At 60.1% G+C, this 11,690-nt stretch carries 8 protein-coding genes and 1 tRNA gene; 5 read left to right on the forward strand and 4 right to left on the reverse strand.

Translation table 11 applies throughout. From position 1 onward, the window contains the following. Positions 1-16: 16 nt before the first annotated feature. Entirely contained in the window at positions 17-721 is a 705-nt protein-coding gene (locus tag VSP_RS34195) for an HAD family hydrolase (RefSeq protein ID WP_009959567.1), read from the forward strand. A gap of 99 nt (positions 722-820) precedes the next feature. On the opposite strand, the gene VSP_RS06650 is transcribed toward VSP_RS34195, so the two are convergent. After that, the gene (locus tag VSP_RS06650) at positions 821-1,603 is read right to left on the reverse strand and encodes a 3-keto-disaccharide hydrolase (protein WP_009959568.1); all 783 of its coding nucleotides are present in this window, start codon (positions 1,601-1,603) and stop codon (positions 821-823) included. Between the two features lie 144 nt (positions 1,604-1,747). On the opposite strand from VSP_RS06650, the gene VSP_RS06655 reads away from it, so the two are divergent. The 4 genes from VSP_RS06655 to VSP_RS34210 all read left to right on the forward strand — a co-directional run bounded on the left by VSP_RS06655 (position 1,748) and on the right by VSP_RS34210 (position 6,052). Further along, positions 1,748-1,824 (forward strand) — tRNA-Met (locus VSP_RS06655). 47 nt (positions 1,825-1,871) lie between these two features. Next, a complete protein-coding gene (locus VSP_RS34200; RefSeq protein ID WP_009959569.1) occupies positions 1,872-2,135 on the forward strand; it encodes a GIY-YIG nuclease family protein in 264 nt (87 codons plus the stop codon). 92 nt (positions 2,136-2,227) lie between these two features. Further along, on the forward strand, positions 2,228-2,491 hold the full coding sequence (locus VSP_RS34205; protein WP_009959569.1) for a GIY-YIG nuclease family protein: 264 nt from the start codon (positions 2,228-2,230) through the stop codon (positions 2,489-2,491). Positions 2,492-3,679: 1,188 nt separating this feature from the next. Then, positions 3,680-6,052, forward strand: coding sequence for a PAS domain-containing hybrid sensor histidine kinase/response regulator (locus tag VSP_RS34210; protein ID WP_198141335.1), 2,373 nt, complete (start codon positions 3,680-3,682; stop codon positions 6,050-6,052). Between the two features lie 295 nt (positions 6,053-6,347). Here the strand turns inward: VSP_RS34210 and VSP_RS34215 are convergent, their stop codons facing one another. The 3 genes from VSP_RS34215 to VSP_RS34220 all read right to left on the reverse strand — a co-directional run bounded on the left by VSP_RS34215 (position 6,348) and on the right by VSP_RS34220 (position 11,467). After that, complete coding sequence (locus tag VSP_RS34215) at positions 6,348-7,634, reverse strand: GspE/PulE family protein (protein ID WP_009959577.1); 1,287 nt, start codon at positions 7,632-7,634, stop codon at positions 6,348-6,350. 1,137 nt (positions 7,635-8,771) lie between these two features. Beyond that, positions 8,772-9,620: an efflux RND transporter periplasmic adaptor subunit gene (locus VSP_RS06700; RefSeq protein WP_009959578.1), complete on the reverse strand. Its 849-nt coding sequence runs from the start codon at positions 9,618-9,620 to the stop codon at positions 8,772-8,774. Continuing rightward, positions 9,617-11,467 carry a preprotein translocase subunit SecA gene (locus VSP_RS34220; RefSeq protein ID WP_009959580.1) on the reverse strand — a complete coding sequence of 617 codons (1,851 nt, stop codon included), beginning with the start codon at positions 11,465-11,467 and terminating at the stop codon, positions 9,617-9,619. The genes VSP_RS06700 and VSP_RS34220 overlap by 4 nt, the downstream gene beginning before the upstream one ends. Between the last annotated feature and the right edge of the window lie 223 nt (positions 11,468-11,690).

An 11,690-nucleotide genomic window follows, 5' to 3' on the forward strand; every position in this document is an offset into this window, starting at 1 on the left:
TGTGGAGCCAGCCAGCATGAGCGGAAGCCCGAATCATCGGCTGCTCCTTTTTGATATCGACGGCACCCTGCTCGACACCGGTGGAGCAGGGGCCGGCGCACTGCTGGATGCGGCAGAGGACGTGCTCCAAGTTCGTCGTGAGCACCTGCCTCCGCTGGATCTTGCAGGGGCGACCGATGGCGGCGTGCTCCGCAAGCTCTTTGCAGATGCTGGCCAGCCGTTGGATCCCGACCGGGTGGAGGCCTACTATGCCTCCTACCTTGGCCATTTGCAGCGCCGCGTACGGCACGAGGAGTTTGCCGGGCGGTTGTTGGGCGGCGTGGTGGATCTGCTGGAGCAGGTCAGCCAGGAATCCCGTTTTTCAGTAGGCCTGCTCACCGGCAACATTCGTCGGGGCGCAGTGATCAAGCTGGAGCGCTTCGGCATTCACGGTCACTTTCTGGATGGCGGTTTTGGGGATGACGGGGAAGACCGCAATCACCTCGGTCCCGTAGCCGTACGCCGCATGGCTCAGGCCGCGCAGCGGCACTTCACTCCAGAGCAGGTCATTGTGATTGGCGACACCCCTCGTGATGTGGCCTGTGCCCACGCCATGGGGGCGCGTTGTCTGGCAGTTGCCACCGGCAAGTTTGACCACGCCTCATTGCAGACCCTCGGAGCCTGGCGGGTCGAGGAAAATCTCCATGATGCCGCGAGGTTGATCGAGGCGTTTGCCGCCTGAAGCCCCGGACTCAGGGCAGGGGGCAGACACAAAAAATCCCGGACCCCTTGATGGCCCGGGATTTGAGGTCGGAGACGAGCAGAGGGCTCAGGCTCCTGATCAGGGCAGCGGGCGCACCCAGTAGTTGCGCACACGCACGGGCGGATCGTTCTTGTGGTCCTGCAGGCGGACCGGGGCTTTCTCCGGGAACACGCCATCGTAGTTGGTGATGTTCTTGTGCTTCGTCGGGCCCATGATCTTCGTGTGCACCTGTACGCAGACGCCGTTCACAAACGTGGTCACGTAAGCCGGCTCCACCACTTTGCCGTCCTTCAGCTTGGGCGCGGTGAAGATGATGTCATAAGTCTGCCATTCCCCGGCGGGGCGCACCGCATTCACGAGCGGGGGCGTCTGCCCGTAGATGCACCCTGTCATGCCATCAGCGTAGGTGGGGTTGTTGTAGCAATCCAGCATCTGGCACTCATAGCGGTCCATGAAGAACACGCCTGCGTTGCCCTTCTTCTGGGAGTTGCCCTTGGTCTCGGGGGCGCTCATCCACTCGATGTGAAGCTGGCAGCTGGCGAACTGCTCCTTGGTCCAGCAGTCTCCGCCAGCGATGAGGAGTTCACCGTTTTCGACCTTCCACGGGCAGGGCTTGCCATCCTTGCTCACCAGGGCATCCGTGCTGCCGCCATCAAAGATCACCACCGCATCCGCTGGTGCGCTGGCATTCGTCTTGCCCGGGGCCACCACAGGCGGGGCGGGGCGCTTGATGTCGTGCACCCGCCACTCGGTGCCAGGAATGATTGGCGTGTCTTCGTAGCCGATCGGAGAGGGCTTGTCTTCGCCATGGCAGGCCGCGGCAAAGATCGCGAGGAGGGTGAGTGCTGGTAGCTTCTTCATGTGTCAGGGAGTGATGGAACAACGGGGATGTCTTCGTGGAGAGAGAGAGTCACGCAGTGGTGACGCACGATCTTAAACTGAATCATAAAATGTTGCAGTTTCTTGTTGCAACAAGCGGATAATGAACGACTCTATAAATCCAATCGCGGGGTGGAGCAGCCCGGTAGCTCGTCAGGCTCATAACCTGAAGGTCACAGGTTCAAATCCTGTCCCCGCAACCAATTTCAAAGAGGCCTTACAGTGAAAGCTGTAAGGCCTTTTTGTTGGAATGGAGTATCAAGTCTATATCATCCGCAACAACGCAGGTCGCTTGTACATCGGGATGAGTGAAGACGTGATTGCCCGCCTGACCGATCACAACAGCGGCGTGTCCAGATGGACCAAACACCGCGGCCCTTGGGAACTCATCTGGCAGAGCGAGCCCCAAGACATCACCTCCGCAAGGAAGTTGGAGAATCTGCTGAAGCGGCAGAAAGGCGGAGCCGGGCTGTACCACCTCACCGGCCTGCCTCGACCCCGCGAAGGCTCATAATCCCGCCCTGCGGGATCACAGGTTCAAATCCTGTCCCCGCAACCAATTTCAAAGAGGCCTTACAGTGAAAGCTGTAAGGCCTTTTTGTTGGAATGGAGTATCAAGTCTATATCATCCGCAACAACGCAGGTCGCTTGTACATCGGGATGAGTGAAGACGTGATTGCCCGCCTGACCGATCACAACAGCGGCGTGTCCAGATGGACCAAACACCGCGGCCCTTGGGAACTCATCTGGCAGAGCGAGCCCCAAGACATCACCTCCGCAAGGAAGTTGGAGAATCTGCTGAAGCGGCAGAAAGGCGGAGCCGGGCTGTACCACCTCACCGGCCTGCCTCGACCCCGCGAAGGCTCATAATCCCGCCCTGCGGGATCACAGGTTCAAATCCTGTCCCCGCAACCAATTTCAAAGAGGCCTTACAGTGAAAGCTGTAAGGCCTTTTTGTTGGAATGGAGTATCAAGTCTATATCATCCGCAACAACGCAGGTCGCTTGTACATCGGGATGAGTGAAGACGTTTCCCTGTAGGCTTGGGTCCTCCCGATTGGGAAGGTGCTCCACGCCCCCGCCGCCACCGCGCTGCATCGTAGGGTCCTCAAGCAGGGTTGGAGTACCGTCCCGCATTGCGGGACGGCTCAGTTCGAGGAGTGAAGGATTCCCGCCATGCCGGTGGCAGGAACGCCCCTTCAGCCCTCAGCGCATCTCATCGGCAAAAGAACGACCAACGGCCCCGCCACCTATTCCCTGACCGCCTAAAGGCGGAACTCCAACGCTGCTTCGAACGTCGTTGCGTATTTTGGGGTGCGCACTGCTCCTGATCACGTGAAAGCTCGAACCGCGAGATGGACGTGCCCAGTCCCCTTGACATCCGCGGCGTGGTTGGAGTACCGTCCCGCATTGCGGGACGGGTCAGTTCGAGCAGTGAATGATCCACGCCGCCTCCCTCCCTCCTTCTTTTGTGCAAGGCCCTGTCCATGGAAACGCGCTTTCGCGTGGACAATGCGAACCTCTCGTATGCCCCGAACCGAGTCGTCACTCCTGCAGGACCCGTGCCATGGGGGTGGCGGTGGAGGTGCAATGGAATCAATGATCTGAGGACCAATATCGGATGGGACGGGAAAGGGCTTTCAGCGCTGCTTGCCAATCACTGTGACTGCGCACGTGAGGCTCGAATGAAAGAGGAGGTTTTTTTTGCAGTGGATGCGATTATGATCGTAGCGAAAGACATAAGCGTGTGCAATAAATGTTTTTTGAATTTACCCATGCTACCCCTTGGCAACCCAAGCCTCATTTTTTAAATTCGAGAAACCAGCCCCTGCATCTCGTGCCAATGGGCGCTGCTGGTTGTACTTGAACAATGGGCATTGCCCGCCCTGGCCCGATGACCATGGGGACAAGGTGCCAAGGTCCATGGAGTTACGGGCATGCGACACGTGGAATTGGCACCCGCATTTCCCATGCAGATCCGATTGGCCATTGAGGGGTGGTGTTCGTCAGGATGGGTAGATTTGAAGCAACAAAACACCCTTTGCACCGTTTGCCTACCATGTCCGCATCTCCAGTGTCTGATAGCCTCCCAGCTCCGTCGCCTGCAGATCCAGTGAAGATCGATCTTCAGTTTGAAGACAACAAGTTGGGGCTTCTTGAGGCCGCCGTAGCTCATTTGAGCGATATGGTCTTAGTCACGGAAGCTGACCCCATCGAAGAGCCGGGACCCCGCATCGTATTTGCAAATGACGCATTTCTGCGACGCACCGGTTACACTGCTTCCGAGGTTTTGGGGCGTAGCCCTCGCTTCTTGCAGGGGCCGTCAACCTCAAGGGAGGCACTGGACCAACTGCGGGCAGGTCTAGTGGCCCGTCAACTCGTACGTGTAGAACTCCTCAACTATACAAAGTCGGGAGATGAATTCTGGCTGGAGATTGAGGTCGTTCCGGTATTGAATGCTTCCGGCTCCTGCACCCATTTTGTCGCCATTGAGAGGGACATCACTGGCAGGAAACTTTCTGAACAACGACAAGATGAATCGGAGGCCCAAATGCGGCGCACAGCCGATCTGCTCACGGCCGTCGTTGAATCGACACCAGATGCATTGTTCGTGAAGGACGTGCAGGGCCGGTATCTCTTGTTCAACGAAGGCGCTGCCAGGGTGGTGGGTAAACGATCTGAAGAAGTGGTCGGGCACGATGACTCCGCACTCTTCGGTCCAAGTGACGTGGAGGTGATCCGGCGACACGACCGGCAGGTGATGGCTACGGGAGAAACGACCACCAGCGAGGAAATGCTCACCTCCGCAGGTGTCACCCGAACCTTCCTGGCCACCAAATCCCCTTACCGTGACAGCGGCGGAGAAATTGTTGGCATCGTCGGGATCTCCCGGGACATCACGGAACGAAAACTGGCGGAAGAGAAGCTTCGTGAGCAGGCGACACTTTTGGACAAGGCCAAGGATGCCATTCTGGTGCGGGACCTCCATCACAAGTTGCTCTATTGGAACCGGGGGGCGGAAAGGATATACGGCTGGCAGGCAGATGAAGTTCTCGGTGCTTCTGTAAAGGAGCTGCTTTATGATGATCCGGCGGCCTTCGAAGCGGCAACGGCGGAAACGCTCGTCAAAGGGGAGTGGGCGGGAGAATTGTCACAACGACAAAAGTCGGGAAAGATATTGGATATGAACTGCCACTGGACCTTGGTGCGGGACGACGCCGGCCAGCCTAAATCCATACTGGCGATCAATACAGACTCCACGGATCGCAAAAAGCTGGAGAAGCAATTTCTGAGAGCACAGCGGATGGAGAGCATAGGCACTCTGGCGGGCGGGATTGCCCATGACCTGAACAACGTGCTGACCCCAATCGTGATGTCCATAACATTGCTTAGGGCCGGCGAAACGTCGGAAGAAAAGCTGGCTGTTTTGGACATGGTGGAGAAGAGTGCCAATCGCGGTGCTCAACTGATCAAGCAGGTGCTTACCTTTGCGCGGGGAGTGGAAAGCCGCACTGTGGTGGTCCAGTTGCGTCTCCTGCTGTATGAAGTAGAGAAGATCTGCAGCGAGACTTTCTTGAAGAGCATTCAGATCCGCGTCAAATCGGCCCCTGATCTCTGGCCTGTGTTGGGAGACCCTACCCAGCTCCACCAAGTTTTGCTCAATCTGTGTGTAAATGCCCGTGATGCCATGCATCACGGTGGAACGTTGACTCTGCAAGCTGACAACGTGGTGCTTGATGAACACTATGCGGCCACGAGTGTGGAGGCAAAGCCTGGTCCTTATGTCGTGCTGCAGGTTTCAGATACTGGCGCAGGCATGAGTCCCGAGGTCATCGATCGAATATTTGAGCCGTTTTTTACAACCAAGGAGACTGGCAAAGGTACGGGCCTGGGGTTGTCAACCACGTTGGCGATCGTGAAAAGCCACGGCGGATTCCTCAAGGTCCACAGCGAAAGAGACGTGGGGACGCGGTTCCAGGTTTACCTTCCCGCCCAAACGGATGCCAGGATGGCGCTGAGCGAAAACATCACGACGGATTTGCCCAGGGGGAATGGGGAGCTGGTCCTGGTGGTGGACGATGAAGCCTCGGTTCGTGAGATCACCCAACAGACCCTTGAGGCATTCGGCTACAAGGTCTTGCTCGCATGCGATGGAGCCGAGGCCACCGCAACCTATGCTCTGCATCGCCATGAGATCGATGTCGTGCTCGCTGACATGATGATGCCTTTGATGGACGGGCCAACGATGATTCAGGTGCTTGTACGCATCAATCCTAAAGTCAAAGTGCTTGCTGCCAGCGGACTCAATGCTGACGGCATGGTGGCACGTGCGTCAAACGCAGGGGCTCGTGATTTCCTGCCCAAGCCGTACACCGCGGGAGCGCTTCTCCGAGCGCTCCGGCAGATTATCGATGGCACTCCCTCCGGATAGGAGGGCGGGAAGGAGCTGCTTTCTTCGGCATGCTTTTCCACCGGACGACGTTCCAGTTCGTTTGGTTTGCCCCGCGCAAACTCCATGACGTTTTCAAACAAAACTCTGCGGAACCTGTAGATTTGCCAAACGAGTTCTTTGCAGCTGTCTCCTTGCCTCCATCCTTCGGCACCGTGTTTCAGGGTATTCCCTATTGCACCCATTCCAGCTTCTTCTTCCCCTGAGCGAAGATACTGAACGAAATCTTGCAGTAGTAGGGGGTGTGATCTTCAAGGAAGGGGGCAGATAACATGGACTACGGTCTGAGGGCGAGGCCTCCAGTGGTACGGCGCACTTCGGCTGCCAGAATCCGCACTTCGGCAAAGCTCGTCAGTCCAGCAGAGGCCTTGGCCAGGGCATCGCTCAGTAGCGGTTGCATGCCTTGCGCCATCGCATGCCTGGTTAGCTGGAGATCATCCGCGCCGCGCAAGATCATCTCCCTGGCTTCCGCATCAATGCGCCAGACTTCGAAGATGCCCAGCCTCCCCTGGTAGCCCGTGCCACCGCATGCATCACAACCCACACTGGAGAAGATTTGTTCCGGAACTGGGAGCCCGAGCTCTCCATACCAGTGGGCAGCTTCGTCTCCGGGGGGGCCTCCCGAACGGCATTTTGTGCACAGCCGCCTCACCAGTCTCTGTGAGACACACAGCTCAATGGCCGCTGCCACTTCCCAGAGCTGCAGCCCGTAGTTGCGCAGGGTGGTGACGGCTCCAACGGCATCGCGGGCATGAAGGGTGGAAAGCAAAGTTTGCCCGCTCCCTGCGGCGGTGATTGCCACATGGGCGCTTTCGGAATCACGTATCTCCCCCACCAGCAGATAGTCGGGATCGAGACGCAACATCGCCCGCATGGCTTCTGGGAAAGTCATGCCACGTTTCACATGCACTTCAATCTGGGTGATGCCGTCCAGATTGCACTCGACTGGATCCTCCACGGTCACGATGCTGCGGGGTTCCTTCTGCAATTCGTGCAGCAAGGCGTAGAGAGTGGAGGTCTTTCCAGTTCCCACCGGACCACACACCAGCAGCATCCCCTGCATGCCTTCGAGCCAGGTCCGCAGATGGCGTTGGTCCTCCTCCTTCATTCCCAAATCATCCAGCCGCAGCAGGGGGCGCTGTGTGTCCAGAAGGCGGATGCCGATCATCTCACCATTGACCGTAGGTGCAACAGTAGTCCTCAACTCCAGCACGGTGCCTCCAGCAGCCATCCGGCAGTGACCGTGTTCGGGCGTTGCGATGGCGGTTGCATTGATCTGTGACTGGATCTTGAAATAGGCGACCAACCGATGGCCGGAAAAATTTGGGACCTCCGCCACATCATGCAGCACACCGTCGATGCGGAATCGAATTCTTGTCTGTTCAGAGGCAGGCTCAATATGCACATCCGAGGCTCTCCATTGAACCGCATCCGCGAGAAGTGCGGTGGCGCGTTCCTGCGTGCGGGGTTCGTCAGCGACTGGCGGATGACTGCCAAGATAGGCGTGATACTGGGGTGCCAGTCTCGGTTCCACTGGCCGGGGGTTGGGCAGGAACGATATCATGGTGCTGATATTTTCCGCTGGCCGCTGCTTGCAGGCAAATCAATTTTGATGACCAAGCCATGAGCGTGCATTTCCGGCTGCCAAGAGTGAGTCGGGCATGCTCCGGTATGAATTGAGAGGAGGGTCGGCCCGGCCTCATCGAACCTGCCAACGAGGAGCATCCCTGAATGACGCCGGGCCTGCAGCCCTCAACATCTAGAACCAACGCCAACCTTGGGCGTTGCCCAAGGCTGCCATCACTCCGGGCCTTCAGCCCTCAGCTCCGTTTGCTAAAGTGAGATGATCGACCTCGCCAGCTTTCCCTGATGGCATTGGTCTAATAGCGCGACTCCAGCGCTGTGGCGGGTGTGGGGTGTAGTCCGACGGTCCCCGTCGGTAGTGGGAGCGGAGGGGAATGCGTTGGATTGCGGAAAGGTGCCAGGCCGCGCGCGGCGTCAGGGGGCGGTTCAACACGGCCAGCGCTCAACGTCCCTGGGTTGTAGGGCGACCGCTTCGGTTGCCGGCCCAGGAGATTTTCGCGGCATGCCGTTGGCTCTCAGTGTAGCGCGGAATGGGGTGCTGGATTGCGGATGTTTGTTGTTGCCCGGGGAGCCTGAAGGCCTTGCCTCATCAAGCCGGCTCACGACGAGCCCCCCTGAATGACGCCGGGCTTTCAGCCCTCAACATCTAGAACCAACTCCAACCTTGGGCGTTGCCCCAGGCTGGTATCACGCCGGGCTTTCAGCCCTCATCTCATCTCATCGGCAAATGGGCGACCATCCGCCCCGCCACCTTTTCCCTGACCGCCTAAAGGCGGAACTCCAACGCTGCTTCGAACGCCGTTGCGTATTTTGGGTGCGCATTGCTCCTGGCGATGTGAAATCTCGAACCGCGAGAGGGACGTGCCCACTCCCCTTGACATCCGCGGCGTGGTTGGAGTTCCGTCCCGCATTGCGGGACGGGTCAATCGACATCGTGCCCAAGACGTGCATCATCATCCCTGAGTGACTCCGAACCTTCAGTCCTCAGCCCATCGGCAAACGGGCGACCAACAGTGCCGCGCCCCGCGCCCCGCGCCCCGCGCCGCCCACTGCCCACTGCCCACTGCCCACTGCCCACTGACGCACCGACGCACCGACGCACCGACCCCAGCAGCCCTCACAGCCCGGGCACCAGGAGCGTCCCGGGGATGCCGCTGCGGATTTTTTGGTCCGGATTGTTGAAGAGAAGATGGACCTCGGAGAGGCCGGTGGCGGCGTCCACGGTGGGGGAAATGAAGCGGATGGCACCCTCGAGGAGGGTGCCGTCGGAGGAGTCGAGTGCGAGCTTGAGCTTCTGGCCCAGCCGGAGAGGTTCGGTGAGGCGGGCCGGCATGTGGACGCGGGCGATGAGCTGGGAGAGGTCCACGATCTTTGCCACGTAGTCAGGAGTGTCGGCCCGGCGTGCTTCCACGGCCTCGCCAGCATCGCGGGTGATCTCGGTGACGATGCCGTCGATGGGGCTGCGCAGGATGCGCTGCTCGAACTGGGCGCGAATGGTCGCGGCCTGGTGCTTCAGGTTCTCGCTTTCTTCTTGAGCGGCTTTGTACTGGCCCTCGGCGACGGCCACGGTGGCCTTGGCCTTGTCCCACTCCGCCTGATTGGTGCTGCCGCTGTTCCTGAGAGTCTCCAGGATGGTGAGGCGCTGTTTGGAGATCTGGTACTCCGCCTCGGCGGACTTGAGCCGTCCTTCATTGAGGGCTTGGGCCTCTGCCTGGGCAAGTTGGGCCTCGATCACCGTCGCGTTCAGCCGGAGGATTTCCTGGCCCTTCTTCACCTTGTCGCCGGGTTTCACCAGGATCGTGCTGACCACGCCGCTCTCGGCAGAGGCCAGGTTGATCTCATGGATGGGGCGCAGGAAGGTGAGCACCTGGCTGTCTGCTGCCTGGGTGCCTCCCGCCGCCATCGCAATGAGGCTGAGCGCAACCGCGATCAAGGCGGGACCTGGAGTTTGAGTGAAGGATTTCATGCGAGGCTTTTGCGGGTCTGGTCCATCCAGCGGTCACGCTGTTCCATCTGGATGCGCTGGGCGTAGCGGAGCTTTTGCACGCGGGTTTGCAGTGTGGAGAATAGGCGGGCGGTGGCGTCTGGCAAACGTCCGTCAGGATCGGCGGCCATGCGGGCGAGTTGTTTCCCTGTATCGGGGGCGAACTGTTCCATGAGATTGTCTTCGGCACTGAGGAAGAAGAGGGAGGTGCCGGGCTGGCCCTGGCGGGCGCACCGGCCCGCGAGCTGGCGGTCCACGCGGAGGGACTCGCTGCGCTCGACGCCGATGACGTGCAGGCCACCCAGGGCGAGGGCCTCTGGTGGCAGGGAGATATGGGTGCCGCGGCCGGCCATGTTCGTGGCCACCACCACGCTGCCCGGCTGCCCGGCCTGGGCGATGATGTCGTTCTCCTCGGAGTCCTGGCGGGCATTGAGCACGCGGTGGGGCACTCCGATGCCGGTGAGGATGGCGGCAAGATCCTCACTGATCTTGATGGTGCGGGTGCCCACCAGCACGGGTTGCTGGGTGAGCCAGCGCTGTTTCACCTCCGCCGCCACGGCCTGGAGCATGGTCTCCCGGCTGCGGTACACGCGATCTGGCAGGGACAGGCGGCGGCTGGGCTTGTTGGGCTCGATCGGGCGCACCGGGAGCTGGAAGAAGTGGTGGAACTCCTTGCGGCTCTCCGACCCGGTCCCGGTGAGGCCGGAGAGGCTGTCATAGAGGCGGAAGTAGCGCTGGCGGGTGATGCTGGCGGCGGTGTGGCTCTCGGGCGGGATGTCCACGCCCTCCTTGGCGGCCACTGCCTGGTGCAGGCCCTGCTGCCAGGAGCGCTCCTCGTGGGCGCGCCCGGTGAACTCATCCACGATCACCACCTTGCCCTCCTGGAGGATGTAGTGCTCCCCATGGTGAAAGGCGTGGTGGGCATTCAGTGCATTCGTCAGGTACTGGTGCCACGGCCGCACGAGCGCGTCCCAGGGAATGCCCGGGCGCTGGTTGGCGGCGGCACGTCCCTCCTCGGTGAGGCGGGCATTGCGTCCCCGCGCATCGAGGATGAAGTCGTGGCCTTCCTGCAGGCTCTGCGCCGCCTCATGGGCGGTGAGGTAGGCCTCGGGCACCGTGCGCTCGGTGGACGGCTGGGCGATGACGAGCGGAGAGGCCGCCTCATCAATGAGCACGCTGTCGATCTCATCCACAATGGCGCTGGCCAGAGAGCGCTGCACCACCTCTGCCTCCGGGTGCTCCCGGCCCGTGAGGAGATTGCGCAGCCGGAAGCTGGGCCCATGTTGGGCGTGCTTCAGCAGGGCCAGTTGGTCGCGCAGGTAGTCGAAGCCAAAGTCGTACCCCGTGCCGTAGGTGATGTCGCACTGGTAGGCGGCGCGCTTCTCCGCGTGGCTCTGCTCCTGCTTCAAGTACCCTACAGTGAGGCCCAGCCGGGCCGCAATGGGGGTGGCGAATTCAAAGTCGCGCTCCGAGAGGTAGGCGTTCACCGTGGCCACGTGGACGCCCCGCTTTGGCAGGGCCCGCAGGCATGCCGCCAGGGCGGTGATGAGGGTCTTGCCCTCCCCAGTGGCCACCTCGGTGATGGCGGGCTCCAGCAGGGCAATGATCGCCCTCGTCTGGCAGGGGTAGGCGCGCAGGCCACCCGCGCGAAAGGCGGCCTCTTTCACCACCGCCAGTGCTTCCGGCAGGATCCGCTCCAGAGTGGTGAGCTGTCTCAGCAGGTCAAAGCTCCACTGGCACCATTGCCCCTGGAGCGCCTCGTCCGAAAGCTGGGAGACGGCTTTTTCCCGGGCCAGGGATTGTTTAAGGATACGCTCAAGAGCTGACATGGGCGACTACCATGGCCTGATGTTTGCTTGGAGAAATTAGAATCGATGCGAACCAGCCGCAGGGCAGGTCTCTATAAAGGGTGCCACCACCTATCGCTAGGACAATGGCGGTTCAAATGGAGCAAGGGTAAGGCTAAAGGTGTATGAATAATTTGCATCCGTAAATATTAATAACTTGACGCAGAAACTATAATAACTAGCATTGGCCCATTTTTAAACGGCC

This window comes from Verrucomicrobium spinosum DSM 4136 = JCM 18804, from assembly GCF_000172155.1.
Taxonomy (GTDB): Bacteria; Verrucomicrobiota; Verrucomicrobiia; order Verrucomicrobiales; family Verrucomicrobiaceae; genus Verrucomicrobium; species Verrucomicrobium spinosum.